The organism is Paenisporosarcina sp. (genome assembly GCF_057785155.1).
Genome location: NZ_JBYNRN010000047.1, coordinates 44,395 through 69,629, shown reverse-complemented (window position 1 = coordinate 69,629; position 25,235 = coordinate 44,395). Strand labels below are relative to the sequence as shown.

Sequence of the window (25,235 nt, the reverse complement as noted above, 5' to 3'; positions counted from 1 at the left end):
GTGATAACTGCGTAAAATTCAAGTTCTTAACTTTTATACTCAATCGAAAAAGAAGTTGATCGGCTATTTCTTTCGCTTTCCGCGGAAGAAACGCCAGCCTCCTCGTCTGTTAAAAACCTATGCTCCTGCGGTTACTCGTCGCAAACGAATTGTGCACAATTCGTTGACTGTGGGTTTAGCTTGTTTCTTTATTTCGCAGGAGTCTTCAGATAGCCAATCAACTTCTAATAAGTATCAAATAAAAACAAGTAAAGACATCACCTGATTCCAAATAGGAATTAGATGATGTCTTTTTTATTAATTATTCAGCTGGGTTTGCTTGAATTTCTAGAGAAAGTTTTACGTCTTCTCCTACTAATACACCACCAGTTTCAAGTGCTTGATTCCAAGTTAAACCGAAATCTTTACGATTGATTTTTGTTTCAGCTGTAAAGCCGACAACTTCTTGTCCCCAAGGGTTAGTTCCTTTTCCTTCGTATTCAGCATCGAAAACGACAGGTTTAGTAACATCTTTAATTGTCATATCACCAGCGATATCGTATTTGTCATCGCCTTTTTTCGTGATGTTGTTTGCTACGAATTTAATTTCTGGGTATGCTTCAGCATCAAAGAAGTCAGCTGAACGTAAGTGGTTATCACGATCTGCGCTATTTGTGTTAATGCTTGGCACTTTAATGTTGAATTGAATATTAGCGCCTGTTAAGTCTGTTTCGTTTGCTTCAACATGAGCATCAAATTCACCGAAATTTCCTCGTACTTTTGACACCATCATATGTTTTACTGAGAAACCTAAAGTTGAGTGAGCTGCGTCTACGTTCCATTTTTTCATCATAATCATCCTCCAAGGGGTTTTTTTATTTCTAAGCTAACTATATATGCTGAATATCTCGATGTCAATATGTTTGAATTAAAATAGTTTTAATTCAAGATAAAATAGTTTTGATGATCAAATGTTAATAGGTTATAAATAGTAATGTAATTACTTGTCGCGTTACTTATAGTGAGTTTTCCGTTATAATGGGGGCAATAAGAGGTGATGGAATATGAAAGAAACTACTTTGTGTCCACGCTTATCGAAAGCGATGGAGTTAATAGGGAAACGTTGGACGGGTTTGATTTTGTATCAATTGTTAGATGGTCCCCAGCGTTTTAATGAAATTGAGTCTGCTTTACCTGTTAGTGGTCGACTGCTTTCAGAACGTTTAAAGGAGCTAGAAAAAGAAGGAATCGTGGAACGACGTGTGTATACAGATGTTCCAGTTAAAGTAGAATACTCATTAACCGATAAAGGCAGAGGGCTGAAAGATGCAATTGCTGGAATCGAACAGTGGTCAAAAGTATGGTTATCGTGATTTTCACTTGTCAAATCTGCGGTTAAAACGCATACTATACAATGGAAAGAGGTAACCGAAAGGATTTGGCTTTACATGACTAAACAACGTTGGTATGAAGGCTTAACAGCAACTTTAGCACATGACTGTGTCTTAATAGATGAACCACTAAACTTGCATACAATGACGAAAATGGGTGGACTCGCAGACCTTTATGTCACCCCATTAACTGAAGAAGAGACTATTTTTGTAGTTGCATATGCTCATGAAAATAATGTTCCTTTATTACTCCTTGGAAACGGATCGAACATGGTTGTTCGTGATGGTGGAGTACGTGGGATTGTATTAAATTTGCAAATGCTTAATCGTATAGAAATTAATGGAACAAGAGTCCTAGCAGAAGCAGGCGTTGATATTATTGATGTATCAAGAGCAGCGGCGAAAGAAAAGTTAACGGGTCTTGAGTTTGCGTGCGGAATTCCAGGTTCAATTGGCGGAGCAATGGCCATGAATGCTGGAGCTTATGGTGGGGAAATAAAAGATATTATTTATCAAGCAACTGTTTTGACAAAAGAAGGAGTCAAACTTGTTCTTTCTAAAGAGGAACTTGAATTAGACTACCGCAAGAGTGTTATTACAAAGCAAGGATATTATGTATTGTCTGCTGAATTCGATTTAGCTGAAGGTGAACAATTAGCAATTGATGCAAAAATCGCCGATTTAACACACTTAAGAGAATCGAAACAACCATTAGAATATCCTTCAGCAGGTAGTGTCTTCAAAAGACCTCCTGGTTATTTTGCAGGGAAGCTGATTCAAGATTGTGAATTGCAAGGTAAGGGTTTCGGTGGGGCAGAAGTATCGACAAAACATGCTGGGTTTATTGTGAATAAAAACAATGCCACTGCAACAGATTATATACAAACGATTGAAATGGTTAAATCGAAGGTAAAAGATGTATTTGGAATTGACCTCGAACTAGAAGTGAAAATCGTTGGTGAAAATGTAGAAGAAAAGCCTTGAATTCTTTTGAATTCAAGGCTTTTTTGTGCTAAATTCACCCTTCTTCCTGTACAATATAGATAACATCACAGGTTATGCAAGGAGGGACTAATGGAGAATTTCACAACTGATTTTGCCATTCTTTTAATGGGTATTTTTCTTTTAAGTGGCGTATTGATGACGAAATTGTCAGCTCGCGCAGGAGTTCCTGCCCTTATTCTCTTTATATTTTTAGGAATGTTATTAGGTAGCGATATTTCTGGACTTATCTATTTTTCAAATGCAAAAGTAGCACAAATGGTTGGTGTCTTAGCCCTTATTATTATTTTGTTTGAAGGTGGACTTCAAACTCAATGGAAACAGGTCAAGCCAGTTCTTGGCGGGTCAATTGTTTTAGCAACTGTTGGAGTTTTGGTGACTACTTCCATTGTAGCTGTTGCCGCTTATTATGTTTTAGGTATCGGATGGTTAGAAGCCTTTCTTCTGGGATCCATCGTAGGTTCTACTGACGCCGCTGCTGTATTTTCCGTATTAGCGGGTCAAAATATCAAGCAGAAACTTTCATCGACATTAGAGGCTGAATCTGGAACGAATGATCCGATGGCCATGTTCTTAACCATTGTTTTTATAGAATGGATTATGATGCCGGATACGTCCGCTTGGTCGCTAGCGGGGATGTTCTTTTTGCAAATGGGCTTAGGCGTCTTGTTTGGATTTGGACTAGGAATTTTTGCTTCTAAGACGATGAATAAAATCAAGTTAGATGCAGGTGGACTTTATGCCGTATTATCAGCTGGATTTGCTGTCTTCATATATAGTATTACCGCAGTATTAGGTGGTAGTGGTCTATTGGCTGTTTACATAGCTGCCATGATTATAGGAAACCGTGAATTAAGACATAGTCATTCCATCATCAGTTTCCACGAAGGATTTGCATGGCTTATGCAAATTGCTATGTTTGTGATTTTAGGGTTACTTGTATTCCCTAGTGAACTCGCTAACTGGGATTTAATTTGGAAAGGACTCGTATTGTCATTTGTCCTAATAGCAATTGCTAGACCTATTGCTGTCTTTATTTCAACAAGTTTCTTCCCTTACACACTCAAGGAGAAGTGGTTTATTTCTTGGGCAGGATTACGTGGAGCGGTCCCGATTGTTTTAGCTACATTCCCCATGTTAGCAGGTATGGAAAATAGCCATCTGTATTTTAATATCGTATTTTTCATTGTTTTAAGTTCAGCTTTATTACAAGGATCGACGATTCCAGTCGTGGCGAATTTATTGAAATTAAACGGTCCAGCTGTTCCGAAACGTATTCACTCGTTAGAGCTTGTATCCATGGATCGAGCAAATGCTGAGATGCTAGAAGTTGAACTTTCAGCCTCGTCTCCATTCGCTGGGCAGCTTTTACAAACGATTGGATTACCAAAGAAAACCGTCATCAGTGCAATCATTCGTGATGGTGATTTGGTTATGCCAACAGGGTCAACAAAGTTAGAGCCTAAAGACGTGTTATATATTTTGACGGAGAAAGATCAAGTGAAAAACGTGAAATTAGTGTTGGCCGAAGAAAATATGAAATAAACAAAAACTATTTAGCGTATCGTTGTTTAGATACACTAAATAGTTTTTTCTTTGTGCAGGAGAATTCTATAAATTAAGCGAATTTCATAAGAAAGAAGTCTAGGGGGAATTAGGGGAATGAAGGGGAAACGTAAACTTGGAAAGTGGTTGTTATGGATTGTAGGAAGTCTGGTCTTATTGCTCATCATTGCAGTAGTCGTCATTAACGTATACATAGGAAAATCTAAACCTCAAATTTCTGGAGAAATGACAGTCGAAATTTTAGATCAAGAAGTGACAGTGACAAGAGACGAGCAGGGGGTACCACATATTCTTGCGGAAAATGATGCGGATTTATACCGAGCGCAAGGGTTTGTGCAAGCACAAGACCGAATGTTTCAAATGGATTTAGCGCGAAGACAAGCTAGCGGGAGATTGTCTGAAGTTGTGGGAGAAGCAGCCGTGACAACGGATCAATTCTTTCGAACATTTAGCTTGAGAGAAGCGGCTAAAGATTCATGGGATGGCTATGGGGAAGAAGCGAAACAAGTTCTTAAATGGTATGCAGAAGGCGTCAATGCCTATATGGCTGAAGCGAAGGAAGCTGGAAAGTATTCTTTTGAATTTAAGTTGCTAGGTTACGAGCCGGAACCATGGACAGAAGTAGATTCCTTAACGATTGGTAAATTTATGGCGTACGATTTAGGTGGTCATTGGTCGAGTTTAGCGATTCGTCACTGGGCACTAGGGAATTTTCCTGAAGAAAAGGCTCGCGAATTGTTCATTACATATCCTGAAGACAAACCCGCTATTATCGAAGCGAACTTAGAGAATCAGGTAGAAGTGGCAGGACAGTTTATGCCGGAAGTTATTCCAAACGAGTTCAATGGAAGTAATAACTGGGTTGTCTCGGGTGATAAAACGGAGTCGGGAATGCCTTTATTAGCAGATGATCCACATCTAGGTCTGAGTACTCCATCAATCTGGTACCAAATGCATTTACAGTCTCCTGAACAAAACGTAAGTGGGGTCATTTTTGCAGGGATTCCAGGGATTATTTTAGGTCACAATGAAGAAATTGCTTGGGGTGTAACGAACGTAGGACCCGATGTGCAAGATTTGTATATCGAAACACCAAATCCGGAAAATCCGACTGAATTTGAATACGACGGCAAGTGGGAGCAAGCCACTGTTCGAAAAGAACCGATTAAAGTTAAAGACGGAGAAACAATCGATTTTGAAGTAGTAGTTACCCGTCATGGTCCAATCATTTCGAATGTCATGTTCGACGAGGAAGAACCAAGTGCTCAGTTCTCAATGCAGTGGACGGCTCTTGATCCGACATTAGAATTACAGGCTGTATTGAATATGAATAAAGCCACCAATTGGGAAGAGTTTGAAACAGCATTGGAAGATTTCCATGCACCTGCACAAAACTTTGTTTTTGCAGCGAAGGACGGAACGATTGCGTACAAAGCGAACGGAAGAATTCCGATACGTAAGTTAGGGGATGCTCAACTTCCTGTGCCAGGAAATTCAAGTGAGTATGGATGGGATGGATTCGTGCCGTATGATGAGCTACCAACTGTCGTAAATCCAGATGAAGGATTTATTGCGACTGCGAACAATCAAGTCGTAGATGAATCTTATCCCTATCACTTAACGGATTTTTGGGCTCAGTCATACCGCTATGAACGAATTGCCGAGGTTTTAAAAGAAGGCGATAAACTAACGAAAGAAGATATGATGGCCTTGCAAATGGACCAGCATAATCTTCAAGCAAGAGAATTTATAGATGACATGGTTCAATCAGTAGAAAAATTAGATACTGAAAATAAATACAGTGATCAATTGAAAGAATTAAAAAATTGGAATCAAGTAGATGAAGCTAATTCTGCAGCTCCACTCATTTTTCATAAATGGATTAAGCAGCTTCCAATGACGTTGTTTAAAGATCAGATGCCTGAAGACGTCTATGATATGCTAGCAGGAAAAGGAAATATCACTGATCAAATGATGCGTGATGGATATGCAGGTAAAGATGGTGCGTGGATAACTGAAAAAGGGGGAATTGACAAATGGGTTTATCAATCATTTGTAGATTCGGTGGCCACGATAGAAGATACGTTTGGTGAAGACGTAGGTGACTGGAAATGGGGAGATTATCATCAACTTACATTTGATCACCCGCTCGCAGGTGCTTCACCCATATTTGCGTATTTCTTAAATCCGAAATCAGTACCGGTTGGCGGATCAAATATTACTGTTCAAGCTGCTGGATTCCAAGAAGATGGATCAGTTGACCACGGTGCTTCCTGGCGATTTGTTGCGGACTTAGCTGATTTATCAAGTGCCTATCATATCGTCGGACCCGGTCAAAGTGGTCACATGAAATCTGATTGGTTCCACAACCAAGTAGACGACTGGGCTGAAGGCGAGTATCATGAAACCGTCATTAGTGGAAATCAAGAAAAAGAGCATGTATTAAAATTGAAGGCTGATTGAACTACCCCCACTTATCGACCTTACGGTCTGATTGAAGTGGGAGATTCTTGGGAACAGAGCGTACTTGTTAACGTATTTCTTTGTCAACAGAGGCTTCTCTTATTGACCAAGCTATCCCCGGAGATTCCTACGGTTCTACCCTTTTGTTTAAACCAAAACTAAGGTTCTTAAGCCTTCGGCTAGGATGTTTTTGCTGGCATTTATATCTCTATTGTGATGTTCGTGGCAAACAGGACAAGTCCAATCCCTTATTTCAAGAGATTTCTTGCCATCCTGATGTCCACAATTGGAACATATTTGACTAGACGGGAACCATCTGCTTATTTTTACGATGGTTTTACCATACCATTTCGCCTTGTATTCTAATTTCGATACAAAAGCAGACCACGATACATCAGAGATTGATTTGGCTAACTTATGATTGCGTAACATTCCTTTGGTATTCAAATCTTCGATACAGACAATATCGTGGTTTTTGATGATGTCTGTACTTAATTTGTTAAGGAAATCGTGACGTTGGTTCATTATTCTTTCGTGCAATCTAGCGACTTTTATCTTTTGCTTCTGATAGTTTTTGGCATCAAGAAGGCTTATCCCCTTGTTTTTAGCATTCAATGCACGTCTTGAAAGTTTCCGTTGTTCACGCTTTATTTTCTTTTCCGTCTTTGATGTGAACTTATTATTGTCCATCTTGCGACCATCAGAAAAAATTGCAAAGTCAGTGATACCTAAGTCTATCCCAATAGATGATTCCGTTTTCTCCAATGGTTGAACGTCTGTTTCGACCAAGATGGATACAAAATATTTGCCACTAGGATTTTGTCTAATAGTCGCACGAATAATACGCCCTTCTACTTCACGACTTTTTGCAAAGCGAACTAGACCCAGTTTCGGTAATTTTATTTTGTTGTCTACAATGGCAATGTTATTATTTGTTTTTTTAGTCGTGTAGGATTGCACCTTATTCTTTTTAGACTTGAAGCGTGGTGCTTTATTTTGTTTCTTGAAAAATCGTGAATAGGAATCAGCAAGGTTTTTAAGTGAGGATTGAAGTGCAATGCTATCAATTTCTTTAAGCCATACTAATTCCTTTTTTAAATGTGTTAATTCAGCCGAACAAGAATGGTACGTTAATCCTTTGCCAGTTTCTTTGTATGTATCGTTCCATAACCCTAAAAAGCGATTGAATACGAAACGACTGCATCCGATTGTTTTAGCAATGAGAATTTCTTGTTCTTTGGTTGGGTAGATCCGGAATTTGTATGCCTTATTGACTAACATGATTTTCACTCCTAACGATACGAATGTTTGTTCTCATTGTATCATCGTGAGGAAAGTTTTGGCTACCGCCAACCGACATCCATCTCCCACCTACTCATTAGGCTTCGCCCTTTTCATTCCTTGAGGTGGGAGTCTTCTGTCGGATAAAGATAAATAAGGACGTGTTTCAAACATGAAAAACATCATATGGGTAGGCTTAGGCGGCATGGTCGGAACACTATTACGATTTGCAGTTCTGGTTTTATTCCCATCAACGGGGTTATGGATTGCAAATATCATAGGTAGCTTTGTCTTAGGGTTTGTCTTTCATAAAATGAAAGAGGTAAAGAGAGAGAAAGCGTTATTTGTCACTACAGGCATTTTGGGCTCGTTTACGACGTTTTCCACTTTCTCGGGAGAATGGCTGGCATTTATGGAGAACAGTGTGCTAACGGGAACTCTATATGGCTTAGGAATGACTATAACGTGTATCGTGGCAGCGGCTGGTGGTTTTAAGTTAGGGGGTGGATTGAAATGACCCTTCTTTCTTTAGTTATCGGCGGAATGCTCGGTGCTATGAGTCGATATGTAGTTTCTCTGAAGATTCAAGGATTAACAGGAATTCTTTTAATTAACTGGCTCGGCTCCTTATTGATGGGAGCCAGTCTGTCTTTGGCACTTCATGAAACAGTCTGGAATCTATTTTGGCTCGTTGGGTTTTTAGGTGCATTTACCACGTTTTCCACGTTTGCGATACAGGTAGTGGAGTGCTGGTTTACAGGTAAACGCCAAGTAGCAGTTGTATATACTGTGGCTACTCTTATAGGTGGGTATTTATTTGTGTGCTTAGGTTGGTGGATCTGTAGTTTTTGGGTTTGACGAGTAAATGGTGAAAAGTGACGAGTAAATGTTCAAAAGTGACGAGTAAATTCGCAAAGTTGAAGAGTAAAATCATAAAAGTGACGAGTAAACTGATGCATCACAAAAAATGGCCAGCCCTCACTGTTTTGGGGGCTGGCTTTTCTGCATTTCCAAGTAGTGGTTGTATATGCGGTGGCTGTATTTATATGTTTGCTTAGGTTGGTGGATCTGTAGTTTTTGGGTTTGACGAGTTAATGATGAAATGTGACGAGTAATTGTTCAAAAGTGACGAGTAAATTCGCAAAGTTGACGAGTAAAATCATAAAAGTGACGAGTAAACCTATTTATCATACAAAAAGCCAGCCCTCACTAATTTAGAAGGGCTGGCTTTCCTATATCAAAAGATTCCTTTTTCAATGACTCTACCTAATCTTCCAGTGGTCGTTTCAGCATGAAGAATCGACTGGTAAACTGCTTCTTCAGTGGATTCAATGACCGCTTGGAAAAGTTCGTTCATCATGGGATGGTCATCACGTAATAGCTGTTGATGTAAAAACGGTTCTTTAGACATGTGAGGAACTTTATTGGCATTAGAAAAAGCAATGATGATATCACCACTCCCGTTATGTATATGGGTACCGGTTCGACCAAGCCCGATTGCTGCACGCTTGGCAAGACGCTTTAATTGTCTCGCATCAACAGGAGCGTCTGTTGCGACAATAATGATGACGGATCCATCTGGTTTTTCAAGTGTATCCGGCTCCCAGCTGGCCATTTTACATTCGTTAGCTCTCCCAAAATTCGTGAGAGTTAGGACGCCTGTCGTATAAGTTAAGTCATCATGTTCAGCTATTCGAGACGAACTTCCGATTCCACCTTTCACCCCGTAACAAATCATTCCTTTTCCGGCTCCGACAGCCCCTTGTTCAAACTCACCGATTGAGGCTGATTCAAGTGCTTCTATTGCATGTTCTGGTCGCACAGCCATTAAACGCATGGAATTTAAATAACTATCATTGCATTCACCGACCACAATATTCAATGAGCTTGTGGAATCTCCAATCTCTGGATTTTTCTCTAACATATATGAAAGGGTTCCTTCTAAAATAGCACCCACACTAAATGTATTGGTAAGCATAATTGGCGATTCCATGAGACCTAATTCCTCAAGTTGAATCAACCCGGCTGTTTTGCCGAAGCCATTTAATACAAAGCTTGCTGCTGGAACTTTATATTGAAACGGATCATCTGTATGGGGGAGTATGGCGGTAACTCCTGTGCAAATTGTATCCTGTTCATTCAATTTTTCTTCTAATGTGACATGACCTACTTGAACACCAGGTACATCCGTTATTAAATTTAATAATCCTTTTTTCATGTGAACTACTCCTAACATTGCAAAAAGGCTGACCATTAGTTAGGTCAGTCCTGATTGTTATTTTATTAATAAAACGGGTGAATGTACTCGTTTCGCTACTTTATGGCTGACACTTCCAAGAACCATTTCTTGTAATGTGTTTAACCCTCTACTGCCGATTACAACGATATCATACTTTTCCTGATTCGCATGTTCCACAATAACGGGTCCTGCATCACCATGTAATAGTTTAATCTCTGTATGGATACCCTTTGAAACGAACATGTCTTCAATTGGCAAGATTTTATTTCGTCGGTCTTCATGGAGCTCTTCGCTGGTCAGTTGTTGAACGAGATCTGGAGATGTTTTGTCATAATCCAATACATATAGCAGGGTAACATGAACATCTGACTGTGTACTTGCTAGAAAAACAGCATGACTTGCTGCTCGTTTTGAGTGTGAAGAGCCATCGACTGCGACCAATATTCGTTTATACATGAGTAATCCCCCCAAACAATTCGATTCTATATTCTATACGTAATTGATTCCCTAACTATTCTCTATGACAAACCTTAATTCCTTTTTTGATTGGCAAAATTAATCAGTGGGGTTGTTTTTTCGTTGTGGTGAACACGCATGTTTCGAAGCTAATGTAGCGATGCAAAAGAAGAAAAAATATTAATCAAACCATGATTTGAATATCCTTGCTAATCGATTCTAAGGAGCATATACTAAACCTAACAATCAAATGAACGTTTGAATAAGGAGTGAGAAAAGTGAAAACAGAGGTATGTGAAACGACTTGTGTCCATGAAGAGGATGTTTTAAAAGTAAAAGCAAATTTGCCTAACCTAAAAGGGATGACCGTGATTTTCAAAGCGTTAGCTGACGAGACACGATTAAAAATAGCTTATGCCTTAACGATTCAAGAACAACTATGTGTTTGTGACGTGGCTGCCATTATCCAGTCATCTACTGCAACCGCTTCTCATCACTTAAGGTATTTAAAAGATATAGATTTAGCGAAATCCGAAAAAAGAGGAAAGCTCGTTTATTATCGTCTAGCCGATGATCACGTGAGTCAGCTGGTTAAAATTGCATACGAGCATGCGAAAGAAGGTGTCTCAAATGAAAGCATCTGAACAACAAGAATACCGCTTAGAAAACTTAACTTGCGCTAATTGTGCGATGAAATTCGAAAAGAATATACAAGCTTTACCTGAAGTGAAAGAAGTTAATGTGAACTTCGGCGCTTCCAAGGTTCGTCTTGTTGGAAAAGCTACGATTGAAGATTTGGAAAAAGCGGGGGCTTTTGACGGTATAAAAGTACACCCGGTTACGGGTAAAAGAGTGATTGAAATCGTTCCGTTTTATAAGCGAAAAGAGAATGTCATAACCTTTATTTCACTTGTTTTATTAATCATCGGAACCGTTATTTCATTCCAATCAAGCGAAGCAGATCCGTTTGCCATTGGTTTCTTTGTTGCATCAATAGCTATCGGAGGATATTCGATGTTTTGGAGCGGGTTACAAAACTTATCACGATTTTACTTTGATATGAAGACACTGATGACGATTGCGATCATCGGTGCTGCCATCATAGGAGAATGGCGTGAAGCGGCAGTTGTCGTTTTCTTATTTGCTGTCAGTGAAGCATTAGAGGCTTATTCCATGACGAAAGCGAGACAGTCGATTCGTCAATTAATGGACATTGCTCCTTCAAAGGCTTCAATTAGAAGAAATGAACAAGTTATGGAATTAGGAACGGAAGAAATTGAAATCGGTGATGTGTTAATCGTTAAACCCGGTCAAAAGATCGCGATGGACGGTGAAGTGATTTTAGGGAATTCTTCCGTTAATCAATCACCAATTACAGGTGAGTCAATGCCAGTAACGAAAGTTATTGGGGATGAAGTGTTTGCGGGTACATTAAATGAAGAAGGACTACTGGAAGTCCGGGTGACGAAGCGCGTTGAAGATACGACAATTGCTAAAATTATTCATTTAGTTGAAGAAGCTCAAGCAGAAAAAGCACCCTCTCAAAAATTTGTCGATCAATTCGCTAAATACTATACACCGGTTATTATTCTAATTGCGATTGCCGTAGCGATCATCCCTGCTTTATTTGTAGGAGATTGGCAGGCATGGATTTACCAAGGCCTGGCCGTTCTTGTAGTGGGATGTCCTTGTGCTCTTGTTGTATCCACACCGGTTGCCATTGTAACTGCTATTGGAAACGCTGCGAAACAAGGTGTGCTGATTAAGGGCGGCGTTTATTTAGAAGAAATGGGTCGATTACAAGCCATTGCCTTTGATAAAACAGGGACTTTAACAAACGGTTTTCCTGAAGTAACAGATGTAGCTACAAATGGTGTCGTCAGCGAGGAAGAAATCATGCACATTGCAGCGTCGGTTGAAGCAAACTCCGCTCATCCTTTAGCACGTGCCATCATGAGCTACGCAGCAAAAATCGATGTATCTCCTGATGTAGTTGAAAACTTCCAGTCCATTACAGGGAAAGGGATTGAAGCTACTTTACAAGGAGTACCCGTATCGATCGGTAGTATGAAATGGGCGAATGAAAAGACCGCCATTACCGAAAAAGTACAAGAAGAAATAGAGGAGTTACAATCTCAAGGGAAATCAGTCATGATTATACTCCGTGAAAATATGTATATTGGTCATTTGGCGGTTGCAGATGATGTTCGAAGTTCAAGCCAATCCATTATATCTAAATTAAAAAACTTAGGCATCAAGCACGTAATTATGTTAACAGGAGATCATCCGACAACTGCACATGCGATTGCTAAAACAGTTGGTGTAACGTATGTTCGTGCGGGATTAATGCCAGAGGATAAATTAACGGCGATTAAAAGCTTAATTGCTGAGCGCGGAAGAGTAGCGATGGTTGGGGACGGAATGAATGATGCTCCGGCATTAGCAGCTGCTTCTGTAGGTATTGCCATGGGTGGAGCTGGAACAGATGCAGCTTTAGAAACAGCGGATGTCGCATTGATGGCAGACGATTTAGAAAAACTACCTTATACGATTCAATTAAGCCGAAAAGCATTGCGTATTATTAAAGAAAATATTATGTTTGCTTTAGGATTAAAAATAGTTGCGTTACTATTAATCATTCCAGGGTTGTTAACCCTATGGATTGCCATTTTTGCAGACATGGGTGCCACACTACTTGTCGTGCTAAATTCAATGAGGCTCCTAAAAATCCAAAAGTAATGCATGCTCGGAGGTTAAAAAATGAGATTAACTGAATGGACAATGGAAGAGCAAGAACAGCTCATTCATTTTATGACGACAAATAATTGGCCGTTTCATGGCAATTCAAATCCAGCTAGAGAAATCATCGAAAAAACAATAGAAGAAGGCGGATACGAATCCGATGAAGTGAAAACGTTTTGGGTGGAAAATGAAGACCAGGTTAAAGTGGGGATCGTCAAAGTGTTTGATCTGCAGGATGAAATCCCGGTTTTTGATTTACGCATAGCTGAAAGTCATCGAGGTCATGGGTATGGTCCAGCTGCTCTAAGAAAAGTAGCTGATTATGTCTTTAGTCTACCCGAAGAAAAAATTCGAGTAGAAGGACATACACGCCAAGATAATTTTGCGATGAGAAAAACATTTGAACGAGTTGGGTTTGTAAAAGAAGGACATCTTCGTAAAGCATGGTTTTCTCCAAAAGAAAAATCGTATTACGACGCGATCACATATGGAATGACGAGAGAAGATTATTTGCAAGGTACGACAACGCCTGTACATTGGGATGACTCTCAGACAGCAGTGGAAACGGATACGCAAGTGCATCCAGCGATGAGAAATTTTCCGGATGCGTTTGAATCAGAACGCTTGTTGATAAGGGCTCCTAAATTAGAAGATGCTGAGCATATTTTGGAAAGCATCAAAATGTCTCAAAAAGCATTAAAAGCTTGGATGCCATGGGCTCAAAAAATACAATCGCTCGAAGAAACAACAGAAAATGTTCGATTAGCTATGGCTGATTTTATTACGCGAAAAGATTTGCGTTTGCATCTGTTTTTAAAAGAGACGGGCGAATTTATTGGATGTAGTGGGTATCATCGTATCAACTGGAAGATTCCTAAAGTTGAAATTGGCTACTGGCTAGATAGTCGATTTGAAGGTAAGGGATATATGACAGAGGCAGCTGAACGATTAACTGAATTTGCTTTTGAAGATCTTGGAGCAAGGCGAGTGGAGATTAGATGTGATACCGATAATGTTCGAAGCCGCGCTGTTGCAGAGCGATTAAAATTCCCGTTAGAAGGTATTTTAATCAAAGAAGGTCTATCAGCAGATGGAAAATTGGTTCGAGATACATGTGTGTATGCAAAAACTAAATAATATAAAAATCCACTTGTCCCATATCGGATAAGTGGAATTGATTTTAAAATTCTTGAACTGCGTGTATACTTTAAAATCCGTACAAAAAGGGATGCCCGCATGATACGGACATCCCTTTTGTTACAGTTTTCGTTTTCCAGTCACTAATTGGAAAATTAAAATGACACCTGCAATTAATAGTAATAAGTGAATTAAACCGCCGCCGATTTTAAGTACAAGTCCTAATAACCAAATAATAAGTAATACGACGATAATCATCCATAGCATTCTACCCATTCTGATTCACCCTCTCTGCGTTTAGGCTTTGATAATTAAAAGTTACCCTTGATTTATAAACGCTAAACCAAAATACAAAAATAATCATGAAAAGGAGTGAATTCATCTGAAAAAGCCAATGTTAACAAATGTCATGGAAGAGATCATTAGTGGACTCGTGGCTGTTTTATTAAGAGGGTCTGAATATCAGACTTTCTGCAAATGCTCGAAATGTGAAATGGATATTGTTGCCCTCAGTTTAAATTCTGTGCCAAGTCAGTACGTTACATCAGACTTTGGGAGAGAAGCAGCTTTCAACCAATTAAATTCACCTGAAAATTTAGAATGGATTAATAAACGAATCATACATGCCATTCATGTCGTTGGAAAATACCCAAAACACCCTCCGCTAGAAAAGTAACCTATCCCATTCGTTGAGAAGAATTCTTGTCTATAGTACACTTATATAAGCTATGGAAAGAGAGGATTCGTGTAATGCCGACACCCAGTATGGAAGATCATATCGAACAAATATATATGTTAATTGAACAAAAAGGATATGCGCGTGTTTCGGATATTGCTGAATCTCTTTCAGTTCTTCCTTCTTCCGTTACAAAAATGGTGCAAAAACTTGATAAAGATGGATATCTTGTTTATGAAAGATATCGTGGACTTATGCTTACGCCTAAAGGCTTAAAGCTCGGGAAACGTCTTGTGAAACGTCACGACTTGCTGGAACAATTTTTGCGATTAATCGGAGTACAAGAAGATTTAATATACGACGATGTAGAAGGCATCGAACATCATTTGAGTTGGAATTCGATTGACCGAATTGCAGATTTAATTCAAGTGATGGAAGAAAACCCTCAATTTATTCAAAAGCTTGAAGAACTGAAAGAAAGTCAGCAATCTGACTAACAGGATTGAAAGGAGTGCGTTGAATGAGTGAATTAGTTTCTGGTGATATCGTTGAACTTCAAGTTAAGAAGAAGGACGAGTCTAAATGGATTCTGTCTAATGGTGAAATTGAAATTCCTATTAATAGTTCGGAGGCTCCTGAAGAAGTACAAGAAGGAGATACGATCAAAGTATTTTTATTTATGGATCGTCGTGGAAACCTAAGTGCTACTGCAGCATTGCCACAAATTACGAAAGATACATTTGGTTGGGCTCGTGTTATTAAAACGGACGACCGCGATGGAGTTTCTGTTGATATAGGAAGTTCTCGTGAAGTTATGGTAAAAGGAACTGATTTGCCTCTTATTAAATCTTTGTGGCCAAAAATTGGTGACCATCTGTACATGTCATTACGTACAGATTACAAAGGAAATTTGTTTGGTCGATTAGCAACTGAAGACAAAGTGGCAGAGTCGTTCGTAGAAGCTCCTACATCTGTTTTCAATGAAAACTTGAAAGCTCGTGCTTATCGATTATTACCAGTTGGATCATTCTTTATTTCTACACCACAAGGTTATCGTGTTTTTGTACATCACTCGGAACAAGTGGCAGAACCGCGTTTAGGCGAAGAAGTTGAAATACGCGTGATTGGTGTAAAAGAAGATGGATCGTTAAATGGCTCCATGTTACCTCGTAAGCAAGAACGTTTAGGTGATGATGCAGAAACCGTTTATCGCTACATACAACAAGCGGGCGGGAAAATGCCGTTTACAGACAAGTCATCTCCAGATGAAATTTTTGAGATGTTCAATTTAAGTAAGGCAGCTTTCAAGCGTGCTTTAGGTAAGTTAATGAAAGAAGGAAAAGTCGAGCAAAAAGACGGCTGGACCATTGTGAAATCTGTCATTTAGGTTTATAAATCCAATATTTAGGGCACAAAAAGAGAAAGAGGGTATTTCCTCCCTGAAACTTTTTGTGCTTTTTTTCGTAATTATACATAGGGTAATAAATATGTAAGTAGATACTACCCGAGAATTAAATAGATTTTTAAGATTGGAAGGAGAAAATATATGAAAAAAATAGGGTTTAAATTAGCTTCGATCTTTTTAGCCAGTTTATTAATACTACCTACTGGAGCGATGGCAAGTACAGGTTCGTCATCTAACGGAGAAGGCATTAATGAAAAATTCGGTATGCCAATCGTGGTCTACGGGGCAGACTTGACAGAATCTGAAAAAGCGAGCGTAAAAGAAAGTCTTAGCGTAGCAGATGAAGCTGAAGTAGAAGAAATCACGGTTGATGGTGACGATTTAGTCACTTACATTAAAGATGGAGACGCTTCAGCAAGAATGTTCTCTTCCGCAAAAATTACCCGTCAAGATAAAGGCAAAGGCTTAGTTATCGATATCGTAACAGAAGAAAATATCACGCAAGTAACAGCTGAGATGTATGCGAATGCCATGCTAACAGCAGGTATCGAAGACGCAACAGTTGAAGTCGCTGCTCCAAAAAAAGTAACGGGTCACTCGGCACTCGTTGGAATTTACAAAGCGTATGAAGTTAGTGGTGAAAAACTCGATACAGAACGTACAGATGTAGCCAATGAAGAACTTTCAGTCGCAACCATTCTTTCCAATGAATCAGGTGTAGATGAAGAAAAAGTAAGTGAATTATTAACGGCAATTAAAAAAGATATTGCTGAATTAAATCCAGCTTCTAAAGAAGAAGTAGAAAAAATTGTACAAGATCAATTAACAAAACTTCAAATTGAACTAAGCCCAGAGGATCGTCAACTTCTTGTTGATTTAATGGACCGCATTCGACAATTAGATATCGACTTCAGTCAATGGTCTACACAACTGGATGACTTAAGTAAAACAATTGAAGATAAATTAGGGAATATCGTTGATAACGAAGGTTTTTGGCAAGGCGTGAAAAACTTCTTTAACAACTTAATCGATTCAATCCGCGGATTGTTTAACTAATTTTGCGAAAGGGGTTGTCTCTAAAGTCATTTATCGACTTAGAGAAGGTCCCTTTTTTATACTATGAATTCCGTTTCCGACGGACGCGTTCCGCGGGCATGGCTTCAGTCTCCTCATCACTTCGTTCTTCCGGGGCCTTCAGCTCATGCTATTCCCGCTGGAGTCGCCGTCTTCCACTCCAATCTATCACTTACTTAAGATAGTGATTTACAAAATGTACATCAAAATAAATAAAATAGAATTTCAATTTCAATTTCATTTTCAATTAAATTCTATTTTTAAATTCCTTTTTTTCAAGATCCCCTTTTTGTTTTGTAGTAGGTAGAGGAGTGGATCATCTAGTCAACTAGGCTGTGAGACGTGTTTAATTGATAAAAGGTTGATTTTGATTGATAAATCGTCAGTTTGATTGATAAATGTCTAATTTGATTGATAAACCCTTCATTTTGATTGATAAATGTTCAAAAGCAAATCAATTCTATTAAAATCCGTCTCATTAACCAAGTACACTTCTCATTGAAACCCGCTTCTTTCAACAGAAGCGAAGCGAAAACCAAAACCATTTAAATGGGAGCCATTTCGCTGGCCGCTCCATGTCTCTTTGCTGTTGGCGAGTGTAAGTTCACCTAGTTAACTAGGCTATGAGACGTGTTTGATTGATAAAAGGTTGAATTTGATTGATAAATCGTCAGTTTGATTGATAAATGTCTAATTTGATTGATAAACCCTTCATTTTGATTGATAAATGTTCAAAAGCAAATCACTCCTATTAAAATCCGTCTCATTAACCAAGTACACTCCTCATTGAACACCGCATTTTTCAACAAAAGCGAAGCGAAAACCAAAACCATTTAAATGGGAGCCATTTCGCTGGCCGCTCCATGTCTCTTTGCTGTTGGAAAGTGTAGTGTAAGTCGGTTCACCTAGTTAACTAGGCTGTGAGACGTGTTTGATTGATAAAAGGTTGAATTTGATTGATAAAATGTTGAATTTGATTGATAAATGTCTAATTTGATTGATAAACCCTTCATTTTGATTGATAAATGTTCAAAAGCAAATCACTCCTATTAAAATCCGTCTCATTAACCAAGTACACTCCTCATTGAAACCCGCATCTTTCAACAGAAGCGAAGCGAAAACCAAAACCATTTAAATGGGAGCCATTTCACTGGCCGCTCCATGTCTCTTTACTGTTGGAGAGTCTAGATGGTGTGGATTACTTAGTTTAACAGGCTGTGAAACCGGTTTGATTGATTTCCATTTTCATGGATAATCCATTTGTAGTTAACCTAAACTAATCTATACTTTCTCAAACCGAGTTGAAGAAATTGTAAACCGTTAAGACTCATGATAAACTTTAAAAAACATTATCTCGAATTCGAGATATATTATGTAACGGAGGTTTTAGTATGAAATTAGCAGGCATTCATCATGTTTCTGCACTGACAGCAAATGCAGAAAGAAACCATGATTTCTTTACACGGATTTTAGGTATGCGATTAGTGAAAAAAAGTGTCAATCAAGATAACCCATCTTCTTATCATTTGTTTTATGCAGATGCAGTTGGAACACCGGGAACGGATATGACGTATTTTGATATTCCGAATGCAGCAAAAACAACACCGGGTGTTTCAAGTATTAGTAATACTTCCTTTAGAGTGAAGAGCGAGGAAGCATTACAGTATTGGCAAAAACGATTTACGGAATACCAAGTTCCATTTGAAGCTATCGTTGATCGATTCGGTAGAAAAACCATGTACTTTGAAGACTTTGAAGGATCACGACTCATGTTAGTCGTAGATGATGGAATGGGTGTACCTTATGGAATTCCTTGGGCGGGAGCAGATGTGCCAGAAGAATATGCTTTAGTTGGTCTTGGTCATGTCACACTTACTGTTCGTCGTGCAGAACAAACACAATTAGTTTTAACAGAAGTACTCGGATTTAAAATGGTTGGTTCTTATGCTTCATCACTAGATGGTATGCCAGATATTACTGTGTTCTCTGTTGGTGAAGGAGGTCCAGCTTCTGAGGTTCATATCGAAGAACGGTCAGATTTGCCGATGGAAAGACCTGGTCGGGGAAGTGTTCATCACGTAGCGTTTCGAGTTAAAACGATGGAAGAATACGATCAATGGGATGCCTTTTTACGTTCGAAAGGTTTCATGACGTCCGGAAAAGTGGATCGATACTATTTTAAATCCATCTATTTCCGCGAGCCGAATGGTATCCTCTATGAATTGGCAACGGATGAACCTGGATTTGCAACCGATGAATCAATGGACGTTTTAGGGGAGAGACTAGCATTGCCCCCATTTTTAGAACCACAACGTGATCAAATCGAAGCGAAATTGCGTCCACTAACATTAAAAGAATAAATTATGCTAGACTGAAAAAAAGGAGTGGTGAAATGGAATTCCAATTTAAAGAATTAGGTCATGATGCATATGCGTATGTGTATGAAAAAGATGGTCAAACTTTAGGGGAAATTACGTGGACATTATTAGGTGATGTAATGGTAATGGATCATACTTTTGTTTCTCCCTCTCTAAGAGGTAAGGGTGTAGCAAAAGAGTTGCTAGATCAAGCGGCTAAATTTGCTCGTGAAAAAGATTTAAAAATGGAAGCAGTTTGTTCGTATGTTGTTACTGCTTTTGAAAAGTCTTCTGAATACGAAGACATTAAGGCATAATTAAAAGGCAATCCGCTAATTATTAGTAGTGGATTGCCTTTTATGTATTCTTGTCCATTGTCATATAGTTACTCCTCACATTTGAGTGAATACAAATAAAAATCCTGTTAATACAGAAGCACCTACCATTGTGTACATGAAATCCGCTTGGTTAAATACTAATTTTTCTTTCATTGTTCATCTGCTCCTTTCAAGTTGGTGTTACTAAATATATACCCACCAATTTATACCTATAAACATGTTTATTCTAAAATTATGTAGGGAATGATGAAAATATGAAACCAATAAACAATTTGTTTCGTATTATTTAAAGTAGATTTAAAGGAGAGGTGAATGATTTGAGCAGAACTGGTGAAGTAGCTTTAGGTATTATAGGTACTATTTTAAATGTCATTTTATTAATTATCGTAACTCTAGCTGTTTTCAGTGCTAGTGCGTTGAACACAACTGAAGTTCAAAACATGATTGAAACAGAAATCATGGCTGACCCTACATTGACTCCACAAGAAATGGAATACACGAAGGATATTCTTGCTGGTGGAATGGATGTAGTAGGAGTAGTTGGTTGGGTATTTGTAGCCTTACTATTACTTAGTGTCATTCTAAGCATCATTGCTGTTGTAAAAGTATCGAAGAATAAGAGTCCAAAAACGGCGGGGATATTATTTATCTTTGCTGGATTGTTATCAGGTATTCTTTTATTAGCACCAATTTTATTCTACATTGCAGCGATTATGTGTTTTGTAAGAAAAACACCAGTGCACTATGTAGAAGATCCTTATTACCGTACGGAAGCTGAAACAGAAACACACACAACTACAACGCCGCATCAACCGTTGTAAATAAAAATAAAAACACCTGTCAAATTAATTTTTGACAGGTGTTTTTATGTAATAAACATATTTTGCAGTGCTTAATGGATGTCCTTCAAAATATTCATCGAATTCTTCTAATAGTTCGAAGCCGCTTGCTTCATAAAATAATCGACCTTTTTCATTTAAACTTTCAACATATACAAAAAGCTGATTGGCATCTTGAATTTTCTCAAGACCTGTTTGTAGCAGTTTTTTACCGTATCCGAATTTTTGATGATTCGGATGCATATAAATAGCTGTTAATTCTGCATCTCCATCTTCATCTACTCTAGTAAAGTTTGCAAAACCTACTATTTCTTCTTGATGTAAAGCTACGTACATAGAAGTCTTTTCGATTCTTTTCATTAACATCGCGCGTGAATATGCTTTTTCTACAAATAAATCTTGTATTTCAGTCGGAATGATTCCTTCATATGTGTCCTGCCAGCTTAATTTAGCGATTAACTGAACAGCTTCAATATCTTCAAAAGTCATTAATCGTATCAAGTCAATTCACCTCAAAATTCTTTCCGCTATCATACCAAATATTTCGCTTCCTTACTACACATGTGAAATAATATCACTCAAAGGGGGCAGAAAGTATGTGGAAGCAACAAGCATTTAACGAACTATCGATACACGAACTCTATTCATATCTCCAATTACGCGTCAATGTTTTTATTGTGGAACAAAACTGTCCATACCCAGAATTAGACGGATATGATGAAAAATCCTATCACTTAGCATTTGTAGAGAATAACGAACCGTTAGCTTATGCTCGAATTCTTCCTAGCGGGGTGAAATACTCACGCATCTCTATTGGACGAGTCATCGTTAAGAAAGAGGCACGTGGAAAAGGATTAGCGAAAGAGCTAATGAATGAATGTCTTCAATTCATTGAAGAAAAATGGCCAAATCAAGAGATTCAATTACAGGCACAAGCCCATTTAGCTCATTTCTATGGATCATTTGGGTTTAAAGCCATATCTGACGAGTATTTAGAAGATAACATTCCTCATGTAGATATGGTCAAATATTAAAGTGTAATCAATTTGACACATTTAAAAAGTGTAACAAGTCCTAGTTAAGGGTATTGATTGAATAGATGTTTAACAAAAAAATTGGGGGAATGATGAAAATGGCAAAAGGGAATAATCGCTCTTTATTACTCGCAGGTTTAGCAGCTGGTGCATATGCGTACTTTAGTAAACCGGAAAATCGAGAAAAAGCATTGGTTGCTTTTAATAATACAAAAACGAAAGTTAATTCATTTATAGAATCTCAAAAACATACTCAAACGAACTCTACTAAACAAGGCCATTCTGATCCTCATGATGTGGATGATAACACTATGGTGGATGAGGGTGCTATGACCAGCGTTCAATATTATAACGATGAAGTACAGAGTAAAACGAAAAACAAAGATTCAGTTAGTAATAACGAGAATGAAGAAAATACTACTACGACATTAAACAACTGATAATAGAAAGAAGGAAGGCCAAGTCTCAAATCGAGATTACAGCCTTCTCTTTTTTCGTGTGAATTTCTCATATCTGTCTTTATTATATGTTAATAAAACAATAAAAGATAGAATATTCTGATTAATTTACTAGAATCCTAAAGATCTTCTGAAATAACTAGCGTAGCGCTGACTGACAGGAATTCTTGTTCCGTTTTTCATTATTAATAAAAATGTTGAATGAGAATCCGGTTGAATTTCGTCAATAAAGTCTATATTGACGATGTAGGATCTATGACATCTGACGAATAATGTCGGCGACAGAAAGAGTTCAAGCTCACTTAAATTTAATCGGTGATACCCTTCAATTGAATCTGTCTTTACTAAGGTTTTTCTGAATTGAGTTTCTAAAAAAAGAACAGATTCTTGTTTCACAGGATACCAACATTCGCCTTTTTTAATTGTTAAATAGTTGGTTAAAAAAGAGGATGGAGGTTCTGGTAAGATGGCTGTTACTGCGCCTTTGATTTTCCCGTCTTCCCGAATGGGCATGCTCATTCCATAGTAGGGAATACCAAATACCGACGGATCAATAAACTCTGTCACTTTTTTTCCGGTGCTTAATGCTTTATGAGTAGCAGTACCTTCTTTTACAAGGTCGCCATTTTGTATATGTAAATCAATTTGATTGCTTGGTTGATAAAAGATAAATTCCTTTGTGTCTGCTATTGCGATTGAGGCGTGGCTCGGAAAAAACTCACGCATAACATTCATGACTTCTTCAATAGATGTTGAATCCAATTTGTAACCCCTCATTTGCTATATTATGTATATGTATAAAAACTAGTTTATCATAGTTCGAATTAAATCAGAGGAGGCAATTTGATTGAAAAAAGCCATGTTTATACTGAATCCATCTTCCGGAAAAGAGTTAGCAGGTACGTTTAAAGAAGAAACGATAAAAACTCTGGAGTCCATGGGCTATGATGTTGAGGTGAAAGAAACCCAGGGCGAAGGGGATGCGATGAAATTCGCACGCCAGGCATGCGATGAAACATATGACTTAGTGACAGCGATGGGTGGAGACGGTACGATTAATGAAGCGGTAAACGGAATTGCTGAACAAGCGCATCGGCCATTATTTTCATTTATTCCACTTGGAACTGTAAATGATTTTGCACGTGCTTTAGGCATTTCTTTGGACCCTCATGAAGCGATTGAATCGTTAAAAACAGCTGAACCTCATTTTGTCGATATAGCGAAAGCTTCAGATAAATATTTCATGAATATTTTAGCCATAGGGCAAGTTGCAGAAAGTGTGTCGCTCGTTTCTGTTGAACAAAAAACAAAACTTGGCACCCTTGCCTATTTAATTGAAGGATTTAAAGCATTGACTTCGAAAGATGAAACACAAGTGTATGTGCAACACGATCATGGAACGTGGGAAGGCGAAGCTGTGCTTGTTCTTGTAGCCCTTACTAATTCTGTTGGAGGCTTTGAAAAATTAGCACCGAAAGCTGAAACGGATGATGGACTTTTACACGTATTTGTTGTGAAAAGTGCTGGATTACCAGCCTTCATGCGAATGGGTACGGCTGTCTTGTTAGGTAAACTTGAGGAAGATCCAGATGTAGTGATGATTAAAACCGAAAAAGCACATATCAAAACTAATCCTGAACTGTCATGTAATTTAGATGGAGATGAAGGATGCCATACGCCAATAGACGTAGAAGTGTTAAAAGGACACTTGAATGTGCTAATTCCAATGCGAAATGAAAGATAATCTAGTACAATAGAGAAAAACAAGGTATGTAAAAATACCTATTTTCTATAAATTAATAAATATTTCACCAAAAACACATAAACCTATTTTCATAGGCGTATTTTCGTTATATAGTTAACGTAATGTAGGGTGTATTAAAAGGAAAGATGGGGAGTCTATGCAACAAATTCATTTATCAGGAACTGAAAAAATTTCCGAGAAGTACATGAAAGAGATTGAAATTTCGAGTCAGTTTGATGGTGTCGAAGATTTTTTTGAGCTGGAAAATCAGCTGTTGTATCAAATTCATCATCTAGAAACCGAAAAAGCAAAAAAGACATTACGAAGTATTATTGATCGCATCTCTTTAAGAGCGGGTAAACAAACGATCCGTGGCGTTCGTCATTACTTTACAGTATTGTCTTCAATCATGGCGAGGAAATTGTATGAAAATCAAGTCCCATCTAAAAAAGCATTCGCATTTAACACAGCTTGTATAGACATGATTGATAACGATATGAATGATGCGGCATTTTTACAATTTGCTGATGATTTAATCGATTTTTTCATCCTCGTCATTTCGGAACGAAAACAACCTTCATTCAGCCACCAAACTGTGAACAAAGTTATTTTGTTCATAAATGATGAAGTGGAGTCAGAACTATCGGTAGAAGATATCGCAAAACACTTTAATGTGAGCACAAGTCATTTGTCTCGAATTTTTAGAGAACATGTTCAAATCACATTAGTTGAATATTTAAATGTAAGACGAGTAGAAGAGTCACAATACTATTTGCGACACACGAATAAAAACATCTCGGATATTTCAAAGCAATATCATTTTTGTAATCAAAGCTACTTCACACGTATCTTTAAAAAATACACCGGTGTAACACCCAAGCAATTCAGAGACCATAAGGAACATGAATACTTTAGGTTTTCTCTACCAACAACAGGATGAAGAGTCGTTTATAACGGCTCTTTTTTCGTTGTGCCAAGTTGTATTGAATGACATAACCTTGTCACATCACTCGGAACTTCCTAGATTTTTCTAGCAAGCATTTGAATTCGACTA

The 25,235-nt window shown here is 38.2% G+C and carries 27 protein-coding genes; 20 read left to right on the top strand and 7 right to left on the bottom strand.

Annotation, left to right across the window (positions count from 1 at the left end; all coding sequences use genetic code 11):
• Nucleotides 1-301: 301 nt before the first annotated feature.
• Nucleotides 302-829 carry a YceI family protein gene (locus AC3EA5_RS16610; protein WP_488609463.1) on the bottom strand — a complete coding sequence of 176 codons (528 nt, stop codon included), beginning with the start codon at nucleotides 827-829 and terminating at the stop codon, nucleotides 302-304.
• A 214-nt stretch (nucleotides 830-1,043) separates the two neighbouring features.
• Between AC3EA5_RS16610 and AC3EA5_RS16605 the strand changes: the two genes are divergently transcribed.
• The 4 genes from AC3EA5_RS16605 (at nucleotide 1,044) to AC3EA5_RS16590 (ending at nucleotide 6,401) form a co-directional block, all read left to right on the top strand.
• Nucleotides 1,044-1,352, top strand: coding sequence for a winged helix-turn-helix transcriptional regulator (locus AC3EA5_RS16605; RefSeq protein ID WP_394188247.1), 309 nt, complete (start codon nucleotides 1,044-1,046; stop codon nucleotides 1,350-1,352).
• Nucleotides 1,353-1,427: 75 nt separating this feature from the next.
• Nucleotides 1,428-2,354: a UDP-N-acetylmuramate dehydrogenase gene (gene murB / locus AC3EA5_RS16600; protein WP_488609322.1), complete on the top strand. Its 927-nt coding sequence runs from the start codon at nucleotides 1,428-1,430 to the stop codon at nucleotides 2,352-2,354.
• Between the two features lie 90 nt (nucleotides 2,355-2,444).
• Nucleotides 2,445-3,917 carry a potassium/proton antiporter gene (locus tag AC3EA5_RS16595; RefSeq protein WP_488609321.1) on the top strand — a complete coding sequence of 491 codons (1,473 nt, stop codon included), beginning with the start codon at nucleotides 2,445-2,447 and terminating at the stop codon, nucleotides 3,915-3,917.
• A gap of 117 nt (nucleotides 3,918-4,034) precedes the next feature.
• Nucleotides 4,035-6,401, top strand: coding sequence for a penicillin acylase family protein (locus AC3EA5_RS16590; protein WP_488609320.1), 2,367 nt, complete (start codon nucleotides 4,035-4,037; stop codon nucleotides 6,399-6,401).
• A gap of 147 nt (nucleotides 6,402-6,548) precedes the next feature.
• Here the strand turns inward: AC3EA5_RS16590 and tnpB are convergent, their stop codons facing one another.
• On the bottom strand, nucleotides 6,549-7,682 hold the full coding sequence (gene tnpB / locus AC3EA5_RS16585) for an IS200/IS605 family element RNA-guided endonuclease TnpB (RefSeq protein WP_488609319.1): 1,134 nt from the start codon (nucleotides 7,680-7,682) through the stop codon (nucleotides 6,549-6,551).
• Between the two features lie 172 nt (nucleotides 7,683-7,854).
• Here tnpB and AC3EA5_RS16580 point away from each other — a divergent pair, with 172 nt between their 5' ends.
• The gene (locus AC3EA5_RS16580) at nucleotides 7,855-8,199 is read left to right on the top strand and encodes a fluoride efflux transporter FluC (RefSeq protein WP_488609318.1); all 345 of its coding nucleotides are present in this window, start codon (nucleotides 7,855-7,857) and stop codon (nucleotides 8,197-8,199) included.
• On the top strand, nucleotides 8,196-8,540 hold the full coding sequence (locus AC3EA5_RS16575) for a fluoride efflux transporter FluC (protein ID WP_488609317.1): 345 nt from the start codon (nucleotides 8,196-8,198) through the stop codon (nucleotides 8,538-8,540). Before AC3EA5_RS16580 ends, AC3EA5_RS16575 begins: the two co-directional genes overlap by 4 nt.
• A gap of 379 nt (nucleotides 8,541-8,919) precedes the next feature.
• Here the strand turns inward: AC3EA5_RS16575 and AC3EA5_RS16570 are convergent, their stop codons facing one another.
• Nucleotides 8,920-9,900 (bottom strand): P1 family peptidase, encoded by a 981-nt coding sequence (locus AC3EA5_RS16570; RefSeq protein ID WP_488609316.1) that lies wholly within the window; start codon nucleotides 9,898-9,900, stop codon nucleotides 8,920-8,922.
• Between the two features lie 57 nt (nucleotides 9,901-9,957).
• Nucleotides 9,958-10,377 (bottom strand): universal stress protein, encoded by a 420-nt coding sequence (locus AC3EA5_RS16565; protein ID WP_488609315.1) that lies wholly within the window; start codon nucleotides 10,375-10,377, stop codon nucleotides 9,958-9,960.
• A gap of 278 nt (nucleotides 10,378-10,655) precedes the next feature.
• Between AC3EA5_RS16565 and AC3EA5_RS16560 the strand changes: the two genes are divergently transcribed.
• The 3 genes from AC3EA5_RS16560 to AC3EA5_RS16550 are packed head-to-tail and all read left to right on the top strand — an operon-like array spanning nucleotide 10,656 to nucleotide 14,256.
• Nucleotides 10,656-11,021, top strand: a complete 366-nt coding sequence (locus AC3EA5_RS16560; protein ID WP_488609314.1) for an ArsR/SmtB family transcription factor — start codon at nucleotides 10,656-10,658, stop codon at nucleotides 11,019-11,021.
• The gene (locus AC3EA5_RS16555; protein ID WP_488609313.1) at nucleotides 11,008-13,116 is read left to right on the top strand and encodes a heavy metal translocating P-type ATPase; all 2,109 of its coding nucleotides are present in this window, start codon (nucleotides 11,008-11,010) and stop codon (nucleotides 13,114-13,116) included. Before AC3EA5_RS16560 ends, AC3EA5_RS16555 begins: the two co-directional genes overlap by 14 nt.
• Before the next feature lie 21 nt (nucleotides 13,117-13,137).
• Nucleotides 13,138-14,256, top strand: coding sequence for a GNAT family N-acetyltransferase (locus AC3EA5_RS16550; protein ID WP_488609312.1), 1,119 nt, complete (start codon nucleotides 13,138-13,140; stop codon nucleotides 14,254-14,256).
• 120 nt (nucleotides 14,257-14,376) lie between these two features.
• Here AC3EA5_RS16550 and AC3EA5_RS16545 read toward each other — a convergent pair whose 3' ends face one another.
• Nucleotides 14,377-14,532 (bottom strand): lmo0937 family membrane protein, encoded by a 156-nt coding sequence (locus tag AC3EA5_RS16545; RefSeq protein ID WP_394188258.1) that lies wholly within the window; start codon nucleotides 14,530-14,532, stop codon nucleotides 14,377-14,379.
• 133 nt (nucleotides 14,533-14,665) lie between these two features.
• Between AC3EA5_RS16545 and AC3EA5_RS16540 the strand changes: the two genes are divergently transcribed.
• The 7 genes from AC3EA5_RS16540 (at nucleotide 14,666) to AC3EA5_RS16510 (ending at nucleotide 20,927) form a co-directional block, all read left to right on the top strand.
• The gene (locus tag AC3EA5_RS16540) at nucleotides 14,666-14,932 is read left to right on the top strand and encodes a late competence development ComFB family protein (RefSeq protein WP_488609311.1); all 267 of its coding nucleotides are present in this window, start codon (nucleotides 14,666-14,668) and stop codon (nucleotides 14,930-14,932) included.
• Between the two features lie 74 nt (nucleotides 14,933-15,006).
• Complete coding sequence (gene mntR / locus AC3EA5_RS16535) at nucleotides 15,007-15,429, top strand: transcriptional regulator MntR (protein ID WP_394188260.1); 423 nt, start codon at nucleotides 15,007-15,009, stop codon at nucleotides 15,427-15,429.
• 23 nt (nucleotides 15,430-15,452) lie between these two features.
• On the top strand, nucleotides 15,453-16,319 hold the full coding sequence (locus tag AC3EA5_RS16530) for a CvfB family protein (RefSeq protein ID WP_488609310.1): 867 nt from the start codon (nucleotides 15,453-15,455) through the stop codon (nucleotides 16,317-16,319).
• Between the two features lie 159 nt (nucleotides 16,320-16,478).
• The gene (locus tag AC3EA5_RS16525; protein ID WP_488609309.1) at nucleotides 16,479-17,393 is read left to right on the top strand and encodes a DUF1002 domain-containing protein; all 915 of its coding nucleotides are present in this window, start codon (nucleotides 16,479-16,481) and stop codon (nucleotides 17,391-17,393) included.
• A gap of 1,409 nt (nucleotides 17,394-18,802) precedes the next feature.
• Nucleotides 18,803-19,771 carry a ring-cleaving dioxygenase gene (locus AC3EA5_RS16520; protein WP_488609308.1) on the top strand — a complete coding sequence of 323 codons (969 nt, stop codon included), beginning with the start codon at nucleotides 18,803-18,805 and terminating at the stop codon, nucleotides 19,769-19,771.
• Between the two features lie 32 nt (nucleotides 19,772-19,803).
• On the top strand, nucleotides 19,804-20,085 hold the full coding sequence (locus AC3EA5_RS16515; RefSeq protein WP_394188264.1) for a GNAT family N-acetyltransferase: 282 nt from the start codon (nucleotides 19,804-19,806) through the stop codon (nucleotides 20,083-20,085).
• Between the two features lie 338 nt (nucleotides 20,086-20,423).
• On the top strand, nucleotides 20,424-20,927 hold the full coding sequence (locus AC3EA5_RS16510; RefSeq protein WP_488609307.1) for a DUF4064 domain-containing protein: 504 nt from the start codon (nucleotides 20,424-20,426) through the stop codon (nucleotides 20,925-20,927).
• A 24-nt stretch (nucleotides 20,928-20,951) separates the two neighbouring features.
• Here AC3EA5_RS16510 and AC3EA5_RS16505 read toward each other — a convergent pair whose 3' ends face one another.
• Nucleotides 20,952-21,434 carry a GNAT family N-acetyltransferase gene (locus AC3EA5_RS16505; RefSeq protein WP_488609462.1) on the bottom strand — a complete coding sequence of 161 codons (483 nt, stop codon included), beginning with the start codon at nucleotides 21,432-21,434 and terminating at the stop codon, nucleotides 20,952-20,954.
• A gap of 107 nt (nucleotides 21,435-21,541) precedes the next feature.
• Between AC3EA5_RS16505 and AC3EA5_RS16500 the strand changes: the two genes are divergently transcribed.
• Both AC3EA5_RS16500 and AC3EA5_RS16495 read left to right on the top strand, forming a co-directional pair.
• Nucleotides 21,542-21,979: a GNAT family N-acetyltransferase gene (locus tag AC3EA5_RS16500; protein ID WP_488609306.1), complete on the top strand. Its 438-nt coding sequence runs from the start codon at nucleotides 21,542-21,544 to the stop codon at nucleotides 21,977-21,979.
• Between the two features lie 98 nt (nucleotides 21,980-22,077).
• Complete coding sequence (locus AC3EA5_RS16495) at nucleotides 22,078-22,419, top strand: hypothetical protein (protein ID WP_488609305.1); 342 nt, start codon at nucleotides 22,078-22,080, stop codon at nucleotides 22,417-22,419.
• Between the two features lie 129 nt (nucleotides 22,420-22,548).
• Here AC3EA5_RS16495 and AC3EA5_RS16490 read toward each other — a convergent pair whose 3' ends face one another.
• On the bottom strand, nucleotides 22,549-23,199 hold the full coding sequence (locus AC3EA5_RS16490) for a LytTR family DNA-binding domain-containing protein (protein WP_488609304.1): 651 nt from the start codon (nucleotides 23,197-23,199) through the stop codon (nucleotides 22,549-22,551).
• A gap of 85 nt (nucleotides 23,200-23,284) precedes the next feature.
• Between AC3EA5_RS16490 and AC3EA5_RS16485 the strand changes: the two genes are divergently transcribed.
• On the top strand, nucleotides 23,285-24,181 hold the full coding sequence (locus AC3EA5_RS16485; protein ID WP_488609303.1) for a diacylglycerol/lipid kinase family protein: 897 nt from the start codon (nucleotides 23,285-23,287) through the stop codon (nucleotides 24,179-24,181).
• A 157-nt stretch (nucleotides 24,182-24,338) separates the two neighbouring features.
• Nucleotides 24,339-25,121, top strand: coding sequence for a helix-turn-helix transcriptional regulator (locus AC3EA5_RS16480; protein ID WP_394188270.1), 783 nt, complete (start codon nucleotides 24,339-24,341; stop codon nucleotides 25,119-25,121).
• Nucleotides 25,122-25,235: the final 114 nt, after the last annotated feature.

What these genes read in the sequence shown, in the direction of transcription:
- AC3EA5_RS16500 (WP_488609306.1), top strand. Translation starts at nt 21,542, where the DNA reads ATGTGGAAGCAACAAGCATTTAACGAACTATCGATACACGAACTCTAT.
- AC3EA5_RS16540 (WP_488609311.1), top strand. Translation starts at nt 14,666, where the DNA reads ATGGAAGAGATCATTAGTGGACTCGTGGCTGTTTTATTAAGAGGGTCT.
- AC3EA5_RS16550 (WP_488609312.1), top strand. Translation starts at nt 13,138, where the DNA reads ATGAGATTAACTGAATGGACAATGGAAGAGCAAGAACAGCTCATTCAT.
- AC3EA5_RS16525 (WP_488609309.1), top strand. Translation starts at nt 16,479, where the DNA reads ATGAAAAAAATAGGGTTTAAATTAGCTTCGATCTTTTTAGCCAGTTTA.
- AC3EA5_RS16580 (WP_488609318.1), top strand. Translation starts at nt 7,855, where the DNA reads ATGAAAAACATCATATGGGTAGGCTTAGGCGGCATGGTCGGAACACTA.
- AC3EA5_RS16520 (WP_488609308.1), top strand. Translation starts at nt 18,803, where the DNA reads ATGAAATTAGCAGGCATTCATCATGTTTCTGCACTGACAGCAAATGCA.
- AC3EA5_RS16610 (WP_488609463.1), bottom strand. Translation starts at nt 829, where the DNA reads ATGAAAAAATGGAACGTAGACGCAGCTCACTCAACTTTAGGTTTCTCA.
- mntR (WP_394188260.1), top strand. Translation starts at nt 15,007, where the DNA reads ATGCCGACACCCAGTATGGAAGATCATATCGAACAAATATATATGTTA.
- AC3EA5_RS16545 (WP_394188258.1), bottom strand. Translation starts at nt 14,532, where the DNA reads ATGGGTAGAATGCTATGGATGATTATCGTCGTATTACTTATTATTTGG.
- AC3EA5_RS16515 (WP_394188264.1), top strand. Translation starts at nt 19,804, where the DNA reads ATGGAATTCCAATTTAAAGAATTAGGTCATGATGCATATGCGTATGTG.
- AC3EA5_RS16570 (WP_488609316.1), bottom strand. Translation starts at nt 9,900, where the DNA reads ATGAAAAAAGGATTATTAAATTTAATAACGGATGTACCTGGTGTTCAA.
- AC3EA5_RS16555 (WP_488609313.1), top strand. Translation starts at nt 11,008, where the DNA reads ATGAAAGCATCTGAACAACAAGAATACCGCTTAGAAAACTTAACTTGC.
- AC3EA5_RS16605 (WP_394188247.1), top strand. Translation starts at nt 1,044, where the DNA reads ATGAAAGAAACTACTTTGTGTCCACGCTTATCGAAAGCGATGGAGTTA.
- murB (WP_488609322.1), top strand. Translation starts at nt 1,428, where the DNA reads ATGACTAAACAACGTTGGTATGAAGGCTTAACAGCAACTTTAGCACAT.
- tnpB (WP_488609319.1), bottom strand. Translation starts at nt 7,682, where the DNA reads ATGTTAGTCAATAAGGCATACAAATTCCGGATCTACCCAACCAAAGAA.
- AC3EA5_RS16480 (WP_394188270.1), top strand. Translation starts at nt 24,339, where the DNA reads ATGCAACAAATTCATTTATCAGGAACTGAAAAAATTTCCGAGAAGTAC.
- AC3EA5_RS16575 (WP_488609317.1), top strand. Translation starts at nt 8,196, where the DNA reads ATGACCCTTCTTTCTTTAGTTATCGGCGGAATGCTCGGTGCTATGAGT.
- AC3EA5_RS16505 (WP_488609462.1), bottom strand. Translation starts at nt 21,434, where the DNA reads ATGACTTTTGAAGATATTGAAGCTGTTCAGTTAATCGCTAAATTAAGC.
- AC3EA5_RS16595 (WP_488609321.1), top strand. Translation starts at nt 2,445, where the DNA reads ATGGAGAATTTCACAACTGATTTTGCCATTCTTTTAATGGGTATTTTT.
- AC3EA5_RS16530 (WP_488609310.1), top strand. Translation starts at nt 15,453, where the DNA reads ATGAGTGAATTAGTTTCTGGTGATATCGTTGAACTTCAAGTTAAGAAG.
- AC3EA5_RS16565 (WP_488609315.1), bottom strand. Translation starts at nt 10,377, where the DNA reads ATGTATAAACGAATATTGGTCGCAGTCGATGGCTCTTCACACTCAAAA.
- AC3EA5_RS16590 (WP_488609320.1), top strand. Translation starts at nt 4,035, where the DNA reads ATGAAGGGGAAACGTAAACTTGGAAAGTGGTTGTTATGGATTGTAGGA.
- AC3EA5_RS16495 (WP_488609305.1), top strand. Translation starts at nt 22,078, where the DNA reads ATGGCAAAAGGGAATAATCGCTCTTTATTACTCGCAGGTTTAGCAGCT.